Origin of the sequence: Thalassotalea euphylliae (assembly GCF_003390375.1) — a bacterium.
In the GTDB taxonomy this organism is placed as follows: domain Bacteria; phylum Pseudomonadota; class Gammaproteobacteria; order Enterobacterales; family Alteromonadaceae; genus Thalassotalea_F; species Thalassotalea_F euphylliae_A.
This window is the reverse complement of sequence record NZ_QUOT01000001.1, coordinates 115,632-137,368: the sequence shown is the minus strand read 5'-3', so window position 1 is coordinate 137,368 and position 21,737 is coordinate 115,632. Positions and strand designations below refer to the sequence as shown.

22 protein-coding genes and 1 pseudogene are annotated in these 21,737 nt (G+C 42.0%); 9 read left to right on the top strand and 14 right to left on the bottom strand.

All coding sequences use genetic code 11. The features are described 5' to 3' along the window. The 3 genes and pseudogenes from DXX94_RS00645 (at position 1) to DXX94_RS00635 (ending at position 3,172) form a co-directional block, all read left to right on the top strand. Positions 1-1,356, top strand: a complete 1,356-nt coding sequence (locus DXX94_RS00645; protein ID WP_116013202.1) for a Fic family protein — start codon at positions 1-3, stop codon at positions 1,354-1,356. Positions 1,357-1,491: 135 nt separating this feature from the next. Further along, positions 1,492-1,971: pseudogene (locus DXX94_RS00640) on the top strand (helix-turn-helix domain-containing protein); the annotation flags it as partial. A 160-nt stretch (positions 1,972-2,131) separates the two neighbouring features. Further along, the gene (locus DXX94_RS00635) at positions 2,132-3,172 is read left to right on the top strand and encodes an IS481 family transposase (protein ID WP_116013192.1); all 1,041 of its coding nucleotides are present in this window, start codon (positions 2,132-2,134) and stop codon (positions 3,170-3,172) included. Between the two features lie 84 nt (positions 3,173-3,256). On the opposite strand, the gene DXX94_RS00630 is transcribed toward DXX94_RS00635, so the two are convergent. The 4 genes from DXX94_RS00630 to DXX94_RS00615 all read right to left on the bottom strand — a co-directional run bounded on the left by DXX94_RS00630 (position 3,257) and on the right by DXX94_RS00615 (position 6,454). Continuing rightward, positions 3,257-4,207, bottom strand: a complete 951-nt coding sequence (locus DXX94_RS00630) for an IS110 family transposase (protein WP_116013201.1) — start codon at positions 4,205-4,207, stop codon at positions 3,257-3,259. Positions 4,208-4,800: 593 nt separating this feature from the next. Further along, positions 4,801-5,826 carry an IS110 family transposase gene (locus DXX94_RS00625; RefSeq protein WP_116013199.1) on the bottom strand — a complete coding sequence of 342 codons (1,026 nt, stop codon included), beginning with the start codon at positions 5,824-5,826 and terminating at the stop codon, positions 4,801-4,803. Between the two features lie 89 nt (positions 5,827-5,915). Beyond that, positions 5,916-6,215, bottom strand: coding sequence for a type II toxin-antitoxin system RelE/ParE family toxin (locus DXX94_RS00620; RefSeq protein WP_116013198.1), 300 nt, complete (start codon positions 6,213-6,215; stop codon positions 5,916-5,918). Positions 6,216-6,217: 2 nt separating this feature from the next. Continuing rightward, the gene (locus DXX94_RS00615; protein ID WP_116013197.1) at positions 6,218-6,454 is read right to left on the bottom strand and encodes a type II toxin-antitoxin system ParD family antitoxin; all 237 of its coding nucleotides are present in this window, start codon (positions 6,452-6,454) and stop codon (positions 6,218-6,220) included. A gap of 179 nt (positions 6,455-6,633) precedes the next feature. Here DXX94_RS00615 and DXX94_RS00610 point away from each other — a divergent pair, with 179 nt between their 5' ends. After that, positions 6,634-7,083, top strand: a complete 450-nt coding sequence (locus tag DXX94_RS00610; protein WP_116013195.1) for a DUF7832 domain-containing protein — start codon at positions 6,634-6,636, stop codon at positions 7,081-7,083. Positions 7,084-7,189: 106 nt separating this feature from the next. On the opposite strand, the gene DXX94_RS00605 is transcribed toward DXX94_RS00610, so the two are convergent. Then, positions 7,190-7,327, bottom strand: a complete 138-nt coding sequence (locus tag DXX94_RS00605; RefSeq protein ID WP_258872220.1) for a type II toxin-antitoxin system RelE/ParE family toxin — start codon at positions 7,325-7,327, stop codon at positions 7,190-7,192. A gap of 111 nt (positions 7,328-7,438) precedes the next feature. On the opposite strand from DXX94_RS00605, the gene DXX94_RS00600 reads away from it, so the two are divergent. Next, positions 7,439-8,479: an IS481 family transposase gene (locus DXX94_RS00600; RefSeq protein WP_116013192.1), complete on the top strand. Its 1,041-nt coding sequence runs from the start codon at positions 7,439-7,441 to the stop codon at positions 8,477-8,479. Between the two features lie 33 nt (positions 8,480-8,512). Here the strand turns inward: DXX94_RS00600 and DXX94_RS00595 are convergent, their stop codons facing one another. Then, on the bottom strand, positions 8,513-8,692 hold the full coding sequence (locus DXX94_RS00595; RefSeq protein WP_116013190.1) for a type II toxin-antitoxin system RelE/ParE family toxin: 180 nt from the start codon (positions 8,690-8,692) through the stop codon (positions 8,513-8,515). Then, a complete protein-coding gene (locus DXX94_RS00590; protein ID WP_116013189.1) occupies positions 8,685-8,906 on the bottom strand; it encodes a TA system antitoxin ParD family protein in 222 nt (73 codons plus the stop codon). The genes DXX94_RS00595 and DXX94_RS00590 overlap by 8 nt, the downstream gene beginning before the upstream one ends. A gap of 223 nt (positions 8,907-9,129) precedes the next feature. On the opposite strand from DXX94_RS00590, the gene DXX94_RS00585 reads away from it, so the two are divergent. Together DXX94_RS00585 and DXX94_RS00580 are read left to right on the top strand one after the other, a co-directional pair. After that, on the top strand, positions 9,130-9,972 hold the full coding sequence (locus DXX94_RS00585; protein WP_181901447.1) for a substrate-binding domain-containing protein: 843 nt from the start codon (positions 9,130-9,132) through the stop codon (positions 9,970-9,972). A gap of 107 nt (positions 9,973-10,079) precedes the next feature. Further along, positions 10,080-10,697, top strand: a complete 618-nt coding sequence (locus DXX94_RS00580) for a DsbA family protein (RefSeq protein WP_116013186.1) — start codon at positions 10,080-10,082, stop codon at positions 10,695-10,697. A gap of 97 nt (positions 10,698-10,794) precedes the next feature. Here DXX94_RS00580 and DXX94_RS00575 read toward each other — a convergent pair whose 3' ends face one another. Next, positions 10,795-11,565, bottom strand: coding sequence for a 2OG-Fe(II) oxygenase (locus DXX94_RS00575; RefSeq protein ID WP_116013184.1), 771 nt, complete (start codon positions 11,563-11,565; stop codon positions 10,795-10,797). A gap of 64 nt (positions 11,566-11,629) precedes the next feature. Next, on the bottom strand, positions 11,630-12,958 hold the full coding sequence (locus tag DXX94_RS00570; RefSeq protein ID WP_116013183.1) for an aldehyde dehydrogenase family protein: 1,329 nt from the start codon (positions 12,956-12,958) through the stop codon (positions 11,630-11,632). 558 nt (positions 12,959-13,516) lie between these two features. On the opposite strand from DXX94_RS00570, the gene DXX94_RS00565 reads away from it, so the two are divergent. Together DXX94_RS00565 and DXX94_RS00560 are read left to right on the top strand one after the other, a co-directional pair. Further along, the gene (locus DXX94_RS00565; protein WP_147302226.1) at positions 13,517-14,164 is read left to right on the top strand and encodes a hypothetical protein; all 648 of its coding nucleotides are present in this window, start codon (positions 13,517-13,519) and stop codon (positions 14,162-14,164) included. A 42-nt stretch (positions 14,165-14,206) separates the two neighbouring features. Then, positions 14,207-14,572, top strand: a complete 366-nt coding sequence (locus DXX94_RS00560; protein ID WP_116013179.1) for a hypothetical protein — start codon at positions 14,207-14,209, stop codon at positions 14,570-14,572. Between the two features lie 229 nt (positions 14,573-14,801). Here DXX94_RS00560 and DXX94_RS00555 read toward each other — a convergent pair whose 3' ends face one another. The 5 genes from DXX94_RS00555 to DXX94_RS00535 form a co-directional block, all read right to left on the bottom strand. After that, positions 14,802-15,224 (bottom strand): BLUF domain-containing protein, encoded by a 423-nt coding sequence (locus tag DXX94_RS00555; RefSeq protein ID WP_116013178.1) that lies wholly within the window; start codon positions 15,222-15,224, stop codon positions 14,802-14,804. 113 nt (positions 15,225-15,337) lie between these two features. Then, positions 15,338-16,495 carry a lipocalin-like domain-containing protein gene (locus tag DXX94_RS00550; protein WP_258872219.1) on the bottom strand — a complete coding sequence of 386 codons (1,158 nt, stop codon included), beginning with the start codon at positions 16,493-16,495 and terminating at the stop codon, positions 15,338-15,340. A 45-nt stretch (positions 16,496-16,540) separates the two neighbouring features. After that, positions 16,541-19,159: an FtsX-like permease family protein gene (locus tag DXX94_RS00545; RefSeq protein ID WP_258872056.1), complete on the bottom strand. Its 2,619-nt coding sequence runs from the start codon at positions 19,157-19,159 to the stop codon at positions 16,541-16,543. Continuing rightward, positions 19,152-19,805 carry an ABC transporter ATP-binding protein gene (locus DXX94_RS00540; protein WP_116013173.1) on the bottom strand — a complete coding sequence of 218 codons (654 nt, stop codon included), beginning with the start codon at positions 19,803-19,805 and terminating at the stop codon, positions 19,152-19,154. Before DXX94_RS00540 ends, DXX94_RS00545 begins: the two co-directional genes overlap by 8 nt. A gap of 245 nt (positions 19,806-20,050) precedes the next feature. Further along, a complete protein-coding gene (locus tag DXX94_RS00535; protein ID WP_374188843.1) occupies positions 20,051-21,646 on the bottom strand; it encodes a M28 family metallopeptidase in 1,596 nt (531 codons plus the stop codon). Between the last annotated feature and the right edge of the window lie 91 nt (positions 21,647-21,737).

Sequence of the window (21,737 nt, the reverse complement as noted above, 5' to 3'; positions counted from 1 at the left end):
ATGGCACGGATAAGAACTCCCATTCCATTTAATAAATTAATGGAAGAGACGCTCCCGCAAAACTTTATTCATTTATTGGCAAAATATAAAGCCACAGATCCTAAAGGTAACTATCTTCACTGGGATAAGTTTAAGTGGAAGGTTGAAAAAGGTGATGATGAAACTGCTGCTTGGATAGCAACTAAGCTTTCTAGAAAAACTATTACTAAATACATAGAGGCCTTACAAGGAAAAAAAGAAAGAGAATTATTTAGTTATTGTGTGCCTGACTCATTATTCTCTCAGCTACATCATATTGATAAATTAACTGGTGGTGGTCATTCAATTGGTGATGGTTCATTTATTACTGCACGAGAAAAAGATCGGTATTTAGTAAAGAACTTGATGATGGAAGAAGCGATAACATCATCACAACTCGAAGGAGCATCCACCACAAGAAAAGTGGCAAAAGACATGTTGGAGAATAATAGAAAACCCTCTGACAAGTCAGAACAAATGATATTTAATAATTATCTGCTGATGAAAAAGGTAGTTGAAAGAAAAGATGAAGAATTAAGTATAGCTTTGTTATTGGAACTCCATGAAATAGCTACACACAATGCAATTGATAATAATGCAATACCTGGTGAAATTCGTAACGATAACGATATTACAGTTAAAGATATGTATAACGAAATCGCGCATGAACCTCCTTGCTATAAATCTTTAAAAGAACGGCTAACTCTTCTATGTGAATTTGCAAACCAATGTAATGACGGTGAAAACAGTGATAGTTTCATTCATCCTCTTGTGAAAGCTATCATACTTCACTTTATGATAGGTTTTATCCACCCTTTTGGTGACGGAAATGGTAGAACAGCGAGAGCATTGTTTTATTGGTTTATGTTAAGAAGTGGGTATTGGCTTTTTGAATACGTTTCTATTAGTAAACTAATACAAGAAAAAAGAAGTGATTACGATACTGCATATATTTATACGGAGACAGATGACTTAGATTTAACTTATTTTATTTATCATCAAACAGAAATTGTTAGAAAGGCTGTAGACGCTCTTCAAAACCATATTGAAGCTAAGAAAAGTGAGTTTTATCAGTTCATGGAATGGATTGAAAAAAGCCCACTGTCCAAGAAACTTAAACGTGCTCAGTTGGAATTATTAAAAGACGCTGTAAAAGAACCCGGCAAAATATTTACTTCAAAACAGGTATCAACAGATTTTGATATTAACGAGGGTACGGCTAGAACATATTTAAATGGACTTGTTGACGAAGACTTGCTTATTTCTACTAAGAGTAAAAAGGGTAAAACTATTCTTTATCTAGCCCCTCAAGGGCTAAGAGATAAATTGAAAATATAACAAGAGACTATGGCGTCAATAGCTAATTTGAATTAGTTCAGACAAGATCTGACACATCTTCTTGAAAAGTAGAGAGTTACCCGTTTTGATAAAGGTGCTGAATCTTTAATCAAAACAAACAAAGAGGTAACTCTCATGCTTCATACTAACAATCCAATCATTAAACACAAAGCAGGTTTGCTCAACCTAGCTGAAGAACTTGGTAATGTATCCAGAGCTTGCAAAGTGATGGGCGTATCACGAGATACATTTTATCGTTATCAAGAGCTGGCTGAAGATGGCGGCATTGATGCGCTTATTGATAAGTCCCGCCGAAAACCAAATATAAAAAATCGTGTTGATGAAAAAACCGAAAAAGCAGTAATGGATTATGCCATTGAATACCCCGCGCACGGCCAAGTCAGAACCAGCAATGAACTTCGTAAGCAAGGCGTATTTGTATCTGCCAGTGGCGTGCGTTCAATCTGGTTGCGCCATGACTTAGAAAACTTCAAAAAACGGCTGAAAGCGCTTGAAGAGAAAGTCGCTAACGACGGCATCATTCTCACCGATGCTCAAGTTGCTGCACTTGAGAAGAAAAAGAACGATGATGAAGCTTGTGGCGAGATAGAAACTGAATCGACCAGACTACCCTAGACGTTTTCTTGATTCATAAAATAGGTTTTATCTGAATTAGTTCAGACAAGATCTGACACATCTTCTTGAAAAGTAGAGAGTTACCCGTTTTGATAAAGGTGCTGAATCTTTAATCAAAACAAACAAAGAGGTAACTCTCATGCTTCATACTAACAATCCAATCATTAAACACAAAGCAGGTTTGCTCAACCTAGCTGAAGAACTTGGTAATGTATCCAGAGCTTGCAAAGTGATGGGCGTATCACGAGATACATTTTATCGTTATCAAGAGCTGGCTGAAGATGGCGGCATTGATGCGCTTATTGATAAGTCCCGCCGAAAACCAAATATAAAAAATCGTGTTGATGAAAAAACCGAAAAAGCAGTAATGGATTATGCCATTGAATACCCCGCGCACGGCCAAGTCAGAACCAGCAATGAACTTCGTAAGCAAGGCGTATTTGTATCTGCCAGTGGCGTGCGTTCAATCTGGTTGCGCCATGACTTAGAAAACTTCAAAAAACGGCTGAAAGCGCTTGAAGAGAAAGTCGCTAACGACGGCATCATTCTCACCGATGCTCAAGTTGCTGCACTTGAGAAGAAAAAGAACGATGATGAAGCTTGTGGCGAGATAGAAACGGCTCATCCGGGCTACCTAGGCTCACAGGACACGTTTTATGTGGGTAATCTAAAAGGTGTTGGCCGTATCTACCAGCAGACGTTCGTTGATACTTACAGCAAGGTTGCATTTGCCAAGCTCTACACAACGAAAACGCCAATCACTGCTGCTGACATACTCAACGACAAGGTTTTGCCTTACTTCGAGCAGCACGAGCTACCAATGTTACGCATTCTCACAGACCGAGGCACTGAGTATTGTGGCAAGGTTGAACATCATGATTACCAGCTTTATCTAGCAATAAATGATATCGATCATACAAAAACGAAAGCGATGTCACCGCAGACAAATGGTATCTGTGAACGTTTCCACAAAACAATATTGCAGGAGTTTTATCAGGTTACGTTCCGTAAGAGGCTCTATGGCTCGTTAGAGGAATTACAAAAGGATCTGGACGAATGGATGGTTTATTACAATAATGATCGAACTCATCAGGGCAAAATGTGCTGTGGCAGAACGCCACTTGAAACATTACTTGATGGAAAATCGATTTGGGCTGAGAAGAATTTAGCTCAAATCTAAACTGACAGTCACCGATTGAAAAACGGGTAACTGTCAGATCAAGTCTGAACTAGTACATTTTATCTGAACTAGTACAGCTAATTTTTAAGCTTTTGGCGCTTCCCACATTACTTCATCTCTGAGCATCGAATTTAATATCACCACCATCTTTCTGATACAGGCAATTATCGCCACTTTTTTAGGTTTGCCTGCACCAACTAATCGTTGATAGGTATCTTTAAACACCGGATTACTTTGAATCGCTGACAGCATCGCCATATATAACACCGTGCGCACTTGGTGCCGCCCACCTTGGATTCTCCGTTGTCCTTTATAACGGCCACTTTCTCGATTCATCGGCGCAACACCAACTAGGCTGCTCGCTTGTTTACCCGTTACATAGCCAAGCTCTGGTAAATTACTGATGATTGATGCGGCCGCTATTTTGCCGATACCTGTCATGCTTTGCAGAATCGTATTTTTCTTCTGGTATTCAGGGCAAGATTCGATGAGTTCAACGAGTTTCTTTTCAATTTTTAGGATTTGATGTTTAAACGCGGTAAGTATCGGCTTGATGGTCATTGATAAGCTTTTTGGCAAAGACTGAAGGCGGTTCTTTTCCATCGTTTGCATCACAAGTAACTGATTTCTTCTGGCGACCAAATCACTCATGACTTGCATAGTGGCTGGTTTGAGTTGTGATAGTGCTGGTTTAATCACTTCCCCATAATGAGCGATAAGCTGCGCATCAAGTTTGTCTGTTTTAGCGCGCTGTCCAATCGCACCTGCAAAGCGTTTGATGTGAATAGGATTGGCGATAACAAACGGCAGTTTGCTGTTCGCACACGCCATAATAAACGGCATTTCTAACCGCCCTGTCGCTTCAATGACGATGCGTTCAACAGGGTATTGCTTGAGCTGATTTATGGCTTCTGCAATCCCTTTTTCGTCATTGGGGACGGTGAAGTAAATGTCCAAAGGACGAAGATATATATCAAGTTGGTACTTACCTGTATCTACCCCAACGTGAATCTTTTGATTGATGACTGTTTTCATAATAAGCTAACCCTTGCTTGCATAATGCGGGTTCGAGACCCAGTAGACTATTCGAGTATGTTGCTTGGAGTCTTTTACAGCGTTCGTTCTTGTTATCGGTCTCTCGATTGAGGAGCCATTAATCAATCGAACTACTGTAAAAGAAGGCCTTAGTTGCCGCTAAGGCTTGGGTCTCTCTTTACCGAAAATAGTTATTTAGGTGGGTAATTATCCATACAAGTTACTCAAAAGGACGCAAAACGCTTGGCTTGTGCTCCTTCGTCGCAAAGTTTAGCCAAGCATTTTCCGCCTTTTAGTAAGGCTACATGGACTCCCCTTTGTCAAGCACAAGCAGTCTCTGAAAACAAGAAAGTCTGACAGCAGCTCTACATTCGGCGTTTATTAGCATACTGCCGTAACAGCTTGTGCTATCGCCCTGATGATTTGCGCTTGAGCATGGCCTCATTCGTTAGACAGCGTCTTCTCTTTCAAGAAATGCGCTTCCCGGCTAAACAGGCTTTCATGCTCTCGGTCTGACCGTGTTATCGTCAATCGCTCATGCTAAGACGCGGTGGGGTTAACCGTTAGGGTTACCTTTACAACGTCAATCTTTTCTATTTTACATAATCTATTTGGTATTCGTTTTTACTTCGCAGCAATGCCCATATCAACCGTGCATTCTTGGCCGCAAGCGCGACGGTTGCTCGTTTAAACCCTCGTCGCTCAATCAGCTCTTTCACCCATAAGCTCGTTCTGTCTGTTTTATGTTTGCAGTTGGCTATTACAGCTCGCGCACCGTGAATGAGTGAGGTGCGAATGTGTTTTTCGCCACGTTTAGATATTCGGCCAAGCTTCACTTGCCCACCTGTCGTATATTGCCTAGGGACTAGCCCTATCCACGCACTAAAGGCGCGACTGGTATCAAAATCTTTTGCGTCACTCACCGTCGCAACAACCGCCGTTGCCGTGATTTCTCCAACGCCAGGTATACTCATCAAGCGTTTTGCCGCGTTCATTTGGTTCGCGAGTTGGTAGAGCTTTCGGTCATGTTTAAGAATTTGCTGGTTTAATGCTTTAATGTCTTGCCATAAGTCACTTAGTAGCTCTCTAGCGAGCAGCGGTAGACCATTGTCAGCATCTGCTAAAATACCTGTGATGGCATGTTGTGCTGGATACCGCCCTTTGGGCATGACAATGCCAAACTCAGCGAGCAAACCTCGTAGGCGATTAATCAGTGCCGTTCTATCCTTGATAGCCCCTTGGCGAATACGGTGTAAGCACAATACAGCTTGTTGCTCTTCACTTTTGATGGTGACAAAACGCGTTTTGGGGCGGGTCACCGCTTCACAAATGGCTTCAGCGTCGTTGGCATCGTTCTTTTCATTTTGGCGATATGGAATGACGAACTTTGAAGCCATGATGCGTACTTCATGGCCAAGCTTAGCAAACTCTCTTGCCCAGTAATGTGCACCAGAGCAAGCTTCCATACCAATGATACACGCTGGCAACTTAGCAATTTCAGCTAACAGTTTGTTTCGCTTAACGGTTTTTCGTAATTGACACTTGTCATGACTATCGACACCGTGGATACTGAAAACAGATTTGGCTAAATCGATGCCAATTGCTTTAATTAGTGACATATGGACTCTCCTCAATTGAAGCAAATAATCAACTTCACTATGGCACACTCGCTAGAGAAAGATGCCGAGCGGGGAGTCCATATCATTCGTTATGTGCTAAAGATAGGAGTCACATCCATGCTTTTGTGCAAAATCCTTATGATTTGAATGTGTTGACTATCAACCTGCTTATAAAAGATAACATGGCTACCTTGTGGGAATTTTCGGTAACCTAAACGAATTTCATCACAACTTTTACCAACATCAGGGTTTTCTGCCAAAAGCCAGAAAGATTCATCAAATTGTTTAATATAAATATTTCGTTGCTCTCGTCCCCAACGTCGCTGTGTGAAAAGAGCGATGTCCTTTAAATCAGACTTAGCTTTTGCAGTAAGTTGAAATGGCTTCACGTTTACTTCTCATTATCTAACTCTGCAATAAAATCATCCATGTTATAGTCAACCATACCACTTTCTTCACCTTCAGCTAGTAGTTGACGTAAAGTGTTTAATTTGGTTTCCTGTGTTTCTAGCAAGCGCAATGCAGAGCGGATAACTTCACTTGCAGAGCCGTAGCGGCCACTTTGAATTTGGTTTGCGATAAAGCCATCAAAATGATCGCCGAGTGTGATACTAGTGTTTTTAGCCATAAACTTGCTCCTGATACCAAAATATACCTAAAAATGGTATTTCTGTAGTATAGTTCAAGTATTGGGCCTATAACAAGGCGTTCAAACGGACAAATAACTGTTGTCTCGGTTTCGCTTCGCTTAACATTATAGCCAACAGTTATTTGCCGCTTAACGCAGCGTTATATGCAAGGAGAGTTATGAAGTACGACGATGCAAGCTGGCACTATGGAGGTGAATTTCCTGAGGGGTCGCCAGAGGAATATGGAGCTACTCACATAGCTTTAATAATGAAGTGGTGCTTCCAAAAGGGATGGGCTGGTGAAATTCACACTGAAGATGAATCAAGTAATAGTGATCTACAAAAAGTTATTGCCAATGAGATAAGCGCAACAGATTTTTTTATGCGCTGGTGCGACAGTAAGTTAACGGATGAAGATTTCAACGATCAAGGCAATGAATTCCTTAAAGAATACTATGGAAAGGAAGGTGCGCTCTACTTACCGGATTACGCAGATTCATTTGGTGCTCTCATGTATGTTAAAGGCGAGAGTGAGCATGATTTCAGTCATTTCTCAGCCATGGTCGAGAGAAGGTATCAGGAATTTTCTAGTAATTCCAACGGTAAGCCTTGGTGGAGATTTTGGTAAAGCATACAAGTAGTTCAATCGGACTTGTAACGCTTGTCTCGGTTTTTGCAAAAGACGCAAAAACACAAGCCAACCATTACAAGCCGTTTAACTAAAGCGTTATAACTCAAAATAGTCTCTTTGCATCCCGATAGAAATTTTCGTTGGAGCCAAAGGTGAGAAGTTCAAGTACAACGGCACCATCTTCGTAGCTGTACCCTAGCAAAGTTAATTGCTTTACCATCTTGAACTTATATACGCGCATAAATTGAATTAGTTCAGACAAGATCTGACACATCTTCTTGAAAAGTAGAGAGTTACCCGTTTTGATAAAGGTGCTGAATCTTTAATCAAAACAAACAAAGAGGTAACTCTCATGCTTCATACTAACAATCCAATCATTAAACACAAAGCAGGTTTGCTCAACCTAGCTGAAGAACTTGGTAATGTATCCAGAGCTTGCAAAGTGATGGGCGTATCACGAGATACATTTTATCGTTATCAAGAGCTGGCTGAAGATGGCGGCATTGATGCGCTTATTGATAAGTCCCGCCGAAAACCAAATATAAAAAATCGTGTTGATGAAAAAACCGAAAAAGCAGTAATGGATTATGCCATTGAATACCCCGCGCACGGCCAAGTCAGAACCAGCAATGAACTTCGTAAGCAAGGCGTATTTGTATCTGCCAGTGGCGTGCGTTCAATCTGGTTGCGCCATGACTTAGAAAACTTCAAAAAACGGCTGAAAGCGCTTGAAGAGAAAGTCGCTAACGACGGCATCATTCTCACCGATGCTCAAGTTGCTGCACTTGAGAAGAAAAAGAACGATGATGAAGCTTGTGGCGAGATAGAAACGGCTCATCCGGGCTACCTAGGCTCACAGGACACGTTTTATGTGGGTAATCTAAAAGGTGTTGGCCGTATCTACCAGCAGACGTTCGTTGATACTTACAGCAAGGTTGCATTTGCCAAGCTCTACACAACGAAAACGCCAATCACTGCTGCTGACATACTCAACGACAAGGTTTTGCCTTACTTCGAGCAGCACGAGCTACCAATGTTACGCATTCTCACAGACCGAGGCACTGAGTATTGTGGCAAGGTTGAACATCATGATTACCAGCTTTATCTAGCAATAAATGATATCGATCATACAAAAACGAAAGCGATGTCACCGCAGACAAATGGTATCTGTGAACGTTTCCACAAAACAATATTGCAGGAGTTTTATCAGGTTACGTTCCGTAAGAGGCTCTATGGCTCGTTAGAGGAATTACAAAAGGATCTGGACGAATGGATGGTTTATTACAATAATGATCGAACTCATCAGGGCAAAATGTGCTGTGGCAGAACGCCACTTGAAACATTACTTGATGGAAAATCGATTTGGGCTGAGAAGAATTTAGCTCAAATCTAAACTGACAGTCACCGATTGAAAAACGGGTAACTGTCAGATCAAGTCTGAACTAGTACACATAAATGATAAATCACCTTTCTTTTGCTCTCCTAGTTCAGGGTTTATCATCAATTCACGTATAGCGTTATCAAGATCTGCTTTTTGATTTTTGTGTAATTTCTTAGCTGCTTTCTTAAAGCTAGCGGTTTGTAAAACTTGAGTAATTTTAGCCAAACTCGTAAGCCTCTAGCTTTCCAGCTTCTTTTTCGGCCTTGGCAATAATTGCTTGCCGTACAAACTCATAGGGCAAATCAGGGTTGTCTTCCATCATTTCACCGATTTTAGCCCAATGCTCTATTTGTTTGGGGGTCGTACGGTTCAAGGCTTTAGCCATAATGCTAGCTTTTTCAACTAAGTCTTGGTCTAATCTAATGCTTGCTGTTGCCATAATTTCCTCCTAATTATTTGGGTTCATTGTAGCATGTTGCAACTATAGTGGTAGTGAGTAACAAGGCGTTGAAACGGACAATTTAGCTCCCCCGTTTTAGTGGACACCTTCTTATCTCAATGAGGAGGCCATTATGCCTCGATACATCAAGCGATTGACTTTTTCGTTTTTAAAATAGGCAGTCTAATTACGATAAATGCCAATTACACCAAGAGATTTCCAATTGTATAAGTTAGCGCTAAGTCTATTTTTTCTTGCTGTTGTCAATTTTGCAGCCCACTCAAAAAATAATGCAGCTTTAGTGATTGATGGTTCAACCGGCGTTAAGCCGCTTATTGAAGTATTGGCTCAACACTATTTAGAAAGTGCTAGCTCACCTAATATTCAAATAGGTCAAGGCTTAAGCCCTAAAAAACGTATAGCGGCGTTGAAAAACAATAAAATTGATATCGCAATGGCTAGCCATGGTTTTGACGTGAGCCAACTAGCTCAACTAAATTTGCGCGTGCATCCCTTTGCTAAAGTTGCGGTTGTAATGGGAGTGAATCACACCGTAAAGGTTGATTCGATTTCTGAGCAACAGTTATGTGCGACATACAGTGGCGCGATTACGAATTGGCAACAACTTGGAGGCGCAGACATTGCAATAGCACCGTTTATTAGGCCCGCGGATGAAGTAGATTCTGAGGTATTCTTGGCCAAAGTGTCCTGCTTTGCTCAGTTAACACTTGCGAAAAATGTTCAAATTAAGAAAAAATCTGGGCAAATGGCGCGAGCGATTGCAAATGAACGTGGCGCGATAGGGATGACAACACTCGTGAGAGTGTCACAAAGCGATAACAAAATAGCACCGATCGGCATTAATGGTATTTTACCGACAACGGATAATGTGCTTAACAACACATACGGGCTAACTCGCAATTTGTATTTAATAACATCGGATAAACCAAAAGAAAGAGTAAAAAGTTTTCTACGTTTTGTTCGAAGTCAACAGGGAGCAGAAGTCATCAAAGCAAATCATGCTGTTCCACTTATAGTAAACTCATCAACGCGCTTGACCCCATAGAATATATGGTAAAGCATTGTTGCTAGCTTGCAATTGTGCATGTATTAAAAAGTAAATGTTTAAAACAATATGTACTATAAAATAACCCGATATAAAAAGAGGTAGTTGTGCGACTAGTCTACGTAATGGACCCTATGTGTGGTTGGTGTTACGGATTTGCTCCTGAATTAACCTCGTTTCTGGCGAATCATCCAGAGGCAGAGGTTGAGTGGATCATGGGTGGGTTAGCTCCCGATAGCACAATGCCAATGCCCGCTGAGCTTCAACAAACCATTGCTCAATATTGGCACCAAATCGAAGCAAGATCACAGGCAAAATTTAATCACGACTTTTGGCAGCTTAATACGCCCTATCGCTCAACTTACCCTGCTTGTCGCGCTGTACTTAGCGCTGAACATATTCAGCAAGGCAATGCCCCTCTGATGGTAAAAGCCATTCAAACCGCCTACTACCAGCAAGCCAAAAATCCAGCGTTAGTCGATACATTGGCAGATTGCGCTGCGGCGATAGGGTTAGAGCGCCAGTTATTTTTGCAAGTGCTGTTATCACCAGAGATCGAACAAAGGTTACAACAGCACCTTACCATGAGTCAGCAATTGCAGGTTCAAGGCTTCCCTGCTTTGTTTTTTGTTGAAGAGAATCAGGCTTACCCTCTGGCGTTGGGCTTTTGCCAAACGCCAGATCTAGAGCAACAGCTAACGCGAGTTTTCGAAGTCCGCAAATAATCGGCATTGCTGTTTTCATATAAGAAAATGTAACGTTGAGCGCTAGGCTAAATTTTTGGTTAAACCGCAGCGCTATCGAAACGAATACACCACGCTATTAATCGAGTGGAAACAGTAAATCAGTGCGAATAATGTATTTCGTTCCCCGCGTGATTGGCTCTGAACTGTGCACGCAGTGCAATGGATGCATACCGTGGGGAAAACACAATACACTGCCAGCAGGGGTTCTTACATTCACTTGCCTAGCTGGCTGACCGCGTTGTGCAGGTCTGCTAGGCTCTGCATCATTAATCCAAAATTGAGTGTCGCCACCATCAAAGTCTTCAGAAAGCAGTATTAAAAAGGTCATTTGGCTGTAGCGATCGTCGAACGCGTTTTGCACGTGTACACCATCAATCAATTTACTACCTGGCCATGAACCATCGGTATGAGGTTTGAAAAAATCACCTTCGCCATATTTGTAGAAACGAAAGCGTTGATTAATGCCAAGCGGCGCCATACCACCAATCACTTCTATACCAGCCGACATTGCAGCTTGGCAACGCTGCCAAATAAGTGACTCTGTAGTGTTGTCGGTAAGCCAAGTTAAACTGTCGTTATGCCGAATATGCCTAGGAAGTGAAACCGCTGCATCTTGATTAAAGCCAAGTGTTTCAGCGATATCAATCAATCGATGACATTCCTCATGCGATAATACATTGAGCAATTGAAATGCACCTGGCACTTCAGGTACAGGCACCAAATTTACTTGATTTGAAGCTTTAGCGCTGAGCTCTGCAGGGTTTTCCCCTTTATTGCCCCAAAGCTGAATATTATCGTTCTCGGCTCCCTGCTCGTGCTCAACAACATAAAAACCTTTACCTAACATATAATGATAACCTTTACTCAAACTAGCTTTTCTCTAACTAGCTTTAATTTAATAGCTGGGGGCACTAACTAATGACGGTGACTTGCGCGAATTGACGATGACCGTCAAAGCCGCCGTGAAAGCCAAAACCACTTTGTTTAGCCCCTACCCAAGGGCTAGCGCCACCGCCACCAGCACCTTTGTTAATACCAATCATGCCGGCTTCTAATTGATTGGCAACCTCTGCTACTTGTTCGCGACCAAATACTACCGCTCCTAAGCCGTAATCAGAGTCGTTCGCGCGATAAATGGCTTCAGCAACGGAATCTACCTCAGCAATAGCAACAACTGGCCCGAACGTTTCTTCTTGTTCCATTAGCATGTTTGGCGACAAATTCGTTAACACTGTTGGGTTAAAAAAGTTGCCTTGCTTAACATCACCACCCAGTAGCACATGTGCGCCCTTTTCTCGCGCATCTTCCATATGTTCTGTAATTTTAGCCAGTTGCTTTTTGCTCACAATAGGGCCGATATGGGCGTTTGGTTCATCCCAGGCACCTGTTTGGTAATACCTGGCGATCGTTACAACTCGGTCTATAAAACATTGAGCGACGGCTTTTTCAACATAAATGCGCTCGGTTGATGTACACATTTGCCCGGCATTTTCAAAGCTACTAGCCACGGCAAAACGTGCAGCGGCATCTAAATCAGCATCTTTTAAAACGATCATTGGATCGTTACCACCAAGTTCCATTACTAAGCGTTTTAAACTTGATGCAGCTGATTTCATAATCTTTTTGCCCACCGCTTGCGAGCCTGTAAACGCAACTAAAGCAATATCTTGATGCCCAGCTAGCACTTCTCCCACCGCGCCATCACCATGAACGATGGTTATTAAATTTTTAGGTAAGTGATGATTTAGGTGCGCGATGAACTGCTCGGCAATTAATGGCGTTTGCTCTGATGGTTTGAACACCACAGTGTTACCAGCAATGAGTGCAGGCACTATTAAGTTAACAGCCATTGCCAACGGATAATTCCACGGTGATATAACTGCACATACACCCAATGCTCGATAGCTTATATTACTGCCATCATTTCTTGGTGATAATGCCGCGCCTGCCTCTTTGGCATAATGACTACCCGCAAAAATAGCGCCGCGTACCTCGCTAGTACTGCGATCAATATCTTTACCCATTTCTTTTGACAGCAATACTGCAAGCTCATCACTATACGGCGATAACGACATAAATGCCTTGTATACGATTTCAACGCGTTCAGCCAGTGGCAATTGTCGCCATTGCTTTTGATAGACTTTTGCACTTTGAATGTACTCGTGAATTTGCTCACTAGTGGCAACTTCTACCTCACCTAAAGCTTGTTGGTTGCTAGGGTCAAAAGACGTCAGTTTCATAAATACCTGTGTTTTGCAGATGAATGTCAGTGCTCGCAGCAAGCACAAAACGGCTTGCTGGCAATAATAAGAGATGGATATTAGCTAAACCAAGCTACAAACAAAAACAGTATTAAACTGTATCAGTTACATGGAATATTGGTAACTGGACATAGGTTGCAATAATACGGTTTTTAACGCAGTGGCTGATTTTAATAATAGATAAGGTGCTAACTACAGGTTTATAAGTACATATAAGCCATTGAATTAACATGGCTATTCTATTACGCTAGCACTTGCAATTCGCGTCAAAAGGACTTGATTTACAATGGTATTTCTACCGTTAACCCGACTCAACAACTCCAAACTTTCTAGCTCAATTGAGGTGTAACAATGAGATTTGTGGTCGCCTCTGTCCTTGTACTTCTCCTTTCTTTTCAAGTAACAGCGCAGTTTCTCAACTTAGAACAACGTACTGTTAAAGCCGGTGTTGAAAGCCTCTAATGGCTACAATTTTTGCATGCCGTGTCTAAACAGTGTGATTATTTCGAGTTCGCCGAACTGGCGCCAAGAGAAGAATTGAGCATTTTAGTTAAAGCCAAGCTTAAGATTACCCTAGAGAAACTAGAAGTATGGATTGAAGAAAACGAGGCACTAAATGGGGCACTGTATGAGCAGTTGAATAAAGTTAATTGCGAGAAAATTGAAATAACTGATTTTTTATCAAATATTTACGATTCTTACGACATCGCTAAGTTTAACCTAGAACTTTACGAGCCAATCACGCAACCTTTACTTACTCAAGGTGAGCTAGCGAAAGAGAATGAACAAGCGCTACAAGAATATATTGCCTCACGACAGAGTGAGGCAGAAACCATTATGCTTGCGGAAATTATTCCGTTTAACGATATTCCTGATGATATAAAGCACAGCTTTCAATTCATTAAACCTGATTACATCTATCGTATTACTAAAGGCTGGAGGGCTCCTCATCGCTATCAATACCTGACTATTCCGATCACATTTGATCCATTAAATACTGATGAAGAATACAAGCACATCGTTAAAACCAAAGGAAAGAGCTCTGTATTGATATTTGTTAAAAATCCACCTGCCAGTATTTCAACGCATATTATAGGCACGGTAAACCTAGATATTTATCCTGTCGATCTCAGTAGTTTTCAGTCACCCGATTGGGAATGGGTAGGACGAACGCTGGTGGAATAAAAGCACAGCTAGTTGACTAGACTATTAAGCAGGAAGGTAAGTATGTTTAGCCAATTAAAGCATAAAATAGTGAACGCAGGTTGGAAAGGTATCGCCGTAGTCATTGCACTTTTCCTAGCGGGGCCAGAAATAGTGGTTGGCATGGAACTTATGGCAACAATAGAAGTATTAGGCGCTTCAACTTTTATCCTTGCCTATTGGAGTGGGGTTAAGTTACTCGTTAATAAACCGTACAGTATGGTTGTAAAATTTGAACGGTATTCGAATTTCTTTATTCCCTCTTTAACATCAATAAAAATAATGCCTCAGCTAATTTTACATGCGATTCCCGAACGAATAGCCATGCTTTCTTATTTGTTTACTCTTATGGTATTTGGCTGTTATTTTTTCATGTTAGAACTGGGCTAACAATCACCTGCTTCACCAGTCATTTGATATAAGGCAGCTATTCAATCATCGCTTTCAATATTGACCTGTTATTTGTCTGCGGTACTTTATTTAGCTCAGCCAACTCAAATTAAACGCTTATATATAAAGTAGTGAACAACATATGCATAGGCTTTTGCTAAAGGCCGATAAAAGCCATCGACCGATTACATTTTGTTAAGCTTTATTGCACTATCATTCAACGTACTGACTAATCAACCACAGGCACTTGTTCTTTTAACTCCAACATCATCTGATGCGCACTTTCGCCTGACATTTCGAATGGATCAAATTCAGAGCTACCAGAGAATTTTAAATTGATATCGTGAGTTAATGAAGAATCGGGAATATAGCCCATACTCCAGTCAGTAAATTCACGCTTTATGATTTCACAGTAATCGAGCATGATAATGTCTTCATGGCGCTCGTCTTTTAATATTCGCTGGTAGGTTTCGTTTACTTTCTTACGAGAGCCTTCTATGCACTGTAAAAAGTATTTGCGGTTGAAACACAATAAGCCCGTAATACTATTAGCACTGTTGTGTTTTCGAGCTGAGACTAGAATATCATTAATACTGTCATCGACAATATCTCTTGGTTTGCGACTCGCATAAATCAAGCGTACTAAGTACATAGTACAGCCTCCTTTTATTAATTATCCTGTTGTATATGCTTTAGATTTTAGCACCCGATTTGAATAAAATAACAATAAAATCATTTTGTTTTTATCATGTTACACGAAGCAAATTAATAGCCGGTTAGCTCTGCATAACCTAACCCATTAAAGCCACCACTGGCCTTTACTCGTCCTTCCCAATAAGGAAACGTTAATTGATTGCGTGAATCTCGCGTGACCGATTCTATTGATATGGCTGGCAAATCAGGTACTTTGACTTGCCACTTACGAGGATATTTACGGCCATCCATAGTAACGGTATCGACGACGATAATATCAACATCTCCTTGGTTGATTTGGCTCACCTTGCCGTGTTTACTAATTTTACTACCGCTACAATAATCATAAGTTTGTGTTGCGCCTCGAATGCAAAAAACCATTAATCCTTTTACACTGTCAGTACTTTCTTTGTTGTGAACCTTGGCGCTCATCATTTCATGTGCATTTTGGCTGGCTTCATCTTGCACTAAGCTAAACCAGTCCCAACCGAGCTGTTCTTGACTTAACAAGCTCGCAGACCATTCTCGGTCATACCAAGCATTGCCCGACACTTGGTATTTTTTACCCGCAAAGGTCAGTTCACCATTCACCGCTAAAAATGGGTAACTGTAATAATATGACGCATGTCCTGCGCCCGTTTTTTGGCTATATCCCTGTTCGCCATGCAATACGCGCGGGCTATCACTTAATGAGATATTGAGCTGATAATCACCATGAGCGGCATTGAGTGTCAGTGGTAAAAATGAACGGCCTTGACTGGCCAACCGCCAATTGTCAATTTCGGCAATAAATGGTGTGTGGCGCACACTTACCTGCCCTGCCCGTGCAAAGCGTTCAAAGGCAACGTGCTGCTGTTGGTGCTGCACAGCAAAGTGAGCAAAATATAGATTGTTATCCCACCAGTTGAGTTGTGTTTGAGTGGAATGATCTTTGATTGAAGGTTCCGTTAACTTTTCAGCAGTTTTATGCATAGGCATTAAGGTTCGAAATAACGTCCACTGAACGCCAAAGGTTTCGCCATTGGTTGCGGTTAAATTAGCGGTTAAGTACCACCACTCAATACCTTGATTTGGGTGAGCACCATGGTCTTGAGGAAACACCAAGGGCACTCCCTTTTTAACCGGTTCACCGCTTGCCGTTTGCCATGCAGAGCTTTCGCCTGCTTTATTATTTGTCTTATTCACTGGCTGGCAGCCAAGTATGAATAACATAGCCACTATCATTAACATGCTTAGGGATTGAGATTTCACGGTGATTCTATCCATGATTTTTGACTAACTCTTTAGCCGCTTAGGTGAACGGCTAGATGAACGGCGAATTGCATGGCGATGAGCCAATCGCCGCAGGGGAAGATAGGCACAGACCATAGCGGCAACCATTAGCAGCAAACATGTTTGTATAATTGCCGGAATATCCAAATGGAAATGTATCGTCCAGCCAAATGCAATCGGCATCACAAATTTTAGCAATGCTACGCCAAGCGCAAGCCCTAACGGTAAAGCAAATAACACAGTAAACACCACAATAATACTGGTTTGCAAAAGCTTCATTATCAATAGCTGACGCTGCGTTACCCCCAGATGATTCAATATTACGAGCTGTTTGCGTTGGTTAGCGCCTAAACTCAATAAACTGGTGCAAAGGCTGAGCAATGCAATCGCTAAAATAAAGGCGTTGAGGGCTTTGGTGACAACAAAGGTGTCTTCAAACAGTGCATTGGCAAATTGTTTAAAGCGCTTATTGGGTAAGATTTTGCTGCTGTCTTGATTAAACTCGTTGATTAAGCGCTCACTAAAAAGCTCAACCGATGTATCTTCCTGAGCCAATCGAATCGAGTAACCATAATGACGGCCACTCAGCTTTGCTAATTGATGGCGAGCTTCAAGCGTAAAAAGTGACATTAGTGGATTACCATAATCGTAGAAAAAGCCCGAAATACGACACGGAAAGTCTATCGCGTTCTGTTTGAAGAGCACTATATCGCCAAGTTTGATGCCAAATCTAATGCTTGCTTGTTCATTAGCCAAGCAGCCATTTTCAGCAAAGTGACTGATATTTACTGGCTTGCCGCTGGTTAGTGAAATATGCTGGTAATCTAAGTGACTATCGCCAAAACTAGCGAGTTTGGCAGGTAGCGTTTGCACTTCACCATCACTTTGGAAATAAACGCTCACCTGCTTAACCTCTGGCTGGGAACTCAGCATCGCTCGAAATTCCGCAGTTACCTTATCTGTGCGTAAATAAATATCAGCGCTTAGTTGCTTTTCCAAATGGGCATTCAGTGTTTTGCTAAAACTTGTCACCATAATCTGCATGCCAATCGCACTGCCCAACGCGACTAATATCGCCACAATTGCGATGGTGAGATCGCTAATATGTTGTTTCGTATCACCATGTAGCCACTGAATTAATGGGTGTTGCATGCCCGTTTTACTGGCGCTTAAGCGAATACTGGATAAACCATTAAGCAACCTTGGCACCAATAGAATAAACCACACCAAAATAGTAAAACACAGCAGTAAGGCTTGAAACTTAGTGTCGGCAAATTTAAACAGCCACAAAAAACTAACGCTCGTCAGCAACAGCAAGGCAATAAATAGTGTTTGGCGATATTGTTTTAAGCTCTTAATTTGGCTAATCAACATAAAGGCTAACGCACAAACATTTAGTAAAAAGCCAATAGCAACATTTGTCCATTGCCAGTTAACCACTAAGGCTTTTTCTAGCTGATAAAGTCCCATTAATGTGCGATTTACATCGAGTACTAGCGTATTGGCAATGAGGTAGCCACCCCAAGCGCCAATCAAGGCGGTGATCACACTCACAGCGACAAGCTCGATGATTAAACTCATTTGAATGCTTTTTTTCGAGCAGCCCAGTAAATACAGTTGATTGAGTAATTTTTTGCGCGCCGACAGCGTGAGTTTAATCGCGTTGTAGCTTAAAAACGCGGCAACAACATAACCCAAAAGTGCCAGCGCCGTTAAATTGAAAAAGAACGCACCGGAAAGCACATCAAAATTCTGTTGATCTGCTTGAACTAACCTCGCTTGACCATCAATTAACGCTTTGATAATGCCAACTTGATCGCGTGTTAACTCGCTAAGCTCGATAAAACTCAACTGACCTTGTGCACCGAGCAAATGATCAGCAAGTGCTAAGTCGGTAATTGCCCATAGCCCGATGCCCTCAACAAATTTGATTAGTGGCTGAGTCTGTTGCGCATTGAGCGTAAACACAGGTGCCAATTTTGCCTCGTCTGTGTTTACTGCCACTTCGCCATTTGCTGCCGCGTCGCCGTTTTCTGTTTTGGTTGCTAACCTTTGCTTGAATTGGCTATCAACAAACAAGGTTGTAAGCGGTGAATAAATGCTTGGTGACGCGACATTATTAGCAAAGCTCATGTCATCGTAATCTGCGTCATTTGAATTGCTGGTACTAGTTGAATCAAATAAACGGCTAACCAGCTCTTGTTGCTGCTTTTGTTGCTGACTGCTGGTTCCTGCTTGCAGCCAGAGCAGTGAATTTATACCCTGAATATTGAGCGTTTGCCCTGTTGTTGTCGTTAACCTGCCACGTAAAATTGGCTGCGCACTGGTAAATCCGTTTTTTCGAAGATTAAGCCATAGTTCACCGGGGAGGTGTTCTTGGCCAATTAGCGGCTGAATAATATGCGTAACGGGGTTTTCAATAAGCGTCGAAGAATGGCTATATCGGGTTTTAGCTTCTTGATTCAGCCCTGTAATTGCCGTAAGTAGCGCGCTACCTAGGCTAAAGCCCAATACGAATAACGCCATTAACCACGGGCGCTGGCGATAAAAAGCGAAATGCGTGATGAGAATTCGCCAAATGGCATTCACATCAATCGCATGCATTGTATTTGAGCTAAGCAAATTGGCCGTCTCTTAAAATTTCAACGCGATCAAAATAGTCAGTAAGCTGCTGACTGTGCGTTACCATTACCAAATTAATGTTGCGCTCTCGGCAAAGTTTAGTCAGTAGCTGAACCACCTGATGAGAGCGGGTTTGGTCTAAATTGCCTGTGGGTTCATCGGCAAGCACTAATTTGGGCTGATTAAGCAATGCTCTAGCAATGCCTACGCGCTGCTGTTCACCACCTGATAACTCATGCGGCATAGCATCTAACTTGTACGCTAAACCAAGTGCTTCAACAAGTGCGTCAAATTCGTGTGCAGTTTGCTTTGGAAAATTTAGTTGAAATTGAAATTGAATATTTTGTTTAACCGTTAGGCAATCAAGCAATTGATAATGTTGGAAAATAAGCCCCAATTGACGACGATATAAGGCAAGCTCCGTATCCCCCATTTCGGTAAGCTCAAGCTCGTCAATAGACACCGAGCCTTTGCCTGCAGGTAATAAGCCCGCGAGAATATGGAGTAATGTTGTTTTACCTGAGCCACTATCGCCTAGTAAAGCAAGCTGTTCGCCTTTACTAAGCGACAAACTTAACTCTCGCAAAATTGGAAACTCACGACCACCTTGGTAACGACTAAAGCTTAAATTGTCTACGGCAATCAAAACAACTCCTTGTATTCCCTAACTTTTCAATAAAAGTTTACTATGCGAACCTAGTCTTGACCAGTGCGCATCCCTATGAGATTGAATATAACGCACGGCTAACTAATAATGCTCACTTACAATTAACGAATAGAATCAAAAAAGGGAGCACTATGGCTCCCTTTTAATCACTGGTTTTAATCGCATGCTTTAATGGTATGCCTTCATGGTGTAAGCGAGGCGTTTAAATCATTAAAAAACGGTAGTTACTGTCTTTTAAATTCAGAACTCTCGCTCCATTTTGGCCATACGTTTTCGCTAGATAACTCATAGCCAACTTCAAAAAATGCCTGCATATCTTGCACCGCACCAGATAAATCCCACTCATCTGAGTATTCGTCACACAGGTTGTGGTAACACTTCTTCAGTTTTGGATCTAACATCTCGCGTAATTTCGCTGTTGCTTCATCAGCAGGCTGAGCACCGCTTTTCGCGTATAACGCAGGAATACCGATGTTAGCAAAGGCAAAGTGATCTGAGCGGTAGTAAATACCCGCCGCTGGACGAGGATCACCTGAAATGACTCGCCCTTGTTTTTCCGCCGCTTTCGTTAAGTAGTTATCTAGCTCAGATTGACCTAAACCATAAACCGCAACATCTGCGCTTTTACCATTAACACCCAGTGCATCCATATTGATGTTGGCAACGGTTTTGTTGGCTGGAATAACAGGATTCGCAGCATAGAATTTTGAGCCTAATAATCCTTGTTCTTCAGCTGTTACTGCTAAGAAAGTAATTGAGCGCTCTGGCTTTACATCTAATTTAGTGAAAGCTTCCGCCACTTCAATCAGTGCTGCTGTACCTGTCGCGTTATCGACTGCGCCGTTATAGATTTGATCGCCGTCAAGCGCGGTATCGGTGCCTAAATGATCCCAATGGGCACTGTAAATAATGTGCTCATCTGATTTTTTAGTACCCGGTAAGGTCGCGATAAAGTTATTGGATACGGATTTTTTAATGGTGTTTTTCACGGTTACAGAAGCCGTTAAATCACCCATATCGACATGGTAACTGCCTTTTGCTGCGGCCATTTTCGCTTCAGCAAAGTTTAAACCCGCTTTATTAAATAACTCGGTGGCAACTTCACTGGTGATCCAACCTTCAACGGCAATGCGTCCCATGTTGTTATCATCACGCTGGAAGCCAAATTGCGCACCAGTCCATGAATTTTTCACCACGTTCCAGCCATAAGATGCTGGTGCCGTTTCGTGAATAATAATTGCACCTTCTGCGCCTTGGCGGCTGGCTTCTTCGTATTTGTATGTCCAGCGGCCGTAGTACGTCATGGCTTCGCCATTAAATAACTCAGGGTTCTTGGTGGCAAAACCCGGATCATTAACAAGCATGACCACAGTTTTACCTTTAACGTCTAACCCTTCGTAATCGTTCCAGTTATATTCAGGCGCGTTCACACCGTAACCAACAAAAACTAACTCAGAATCTTTTAGCTCAGACAGCTCAGTAATGCGGCTTGAGCTCATTACCATATCTTCTTTAAATTTGTAGTCTTTACCGCCTATTGATAACGCCATATCAGTCGACGCTTCAATTGACACTAAAGGTACTTGTTGTAAAAAGCTATCACCATTACCCGGCACTAACCCTAAGGCTTTAAACTGTTCAGTTAGGTATTCCAGTGTTAGAGTTTCACCAATGCTTGATGGCGCACGACCAGCAAATTTATCTGACGCTAGCACTTTGACATGCTCTGCTAATTGTTCACCATTGATGCTGTTATAGCTTTGATTAAACACTTCAGGTGAATTGATCATCGCAGCTTTTGCTGCCATTTCGGCTGTCATTTCGGCTTTAGTCGCGCTTTCCGCCTCAGTTGCAGGCTTATCATTACAGCCAGCAACCGACAGCAAAGCTGCACTGGCTAGCATTACAGAA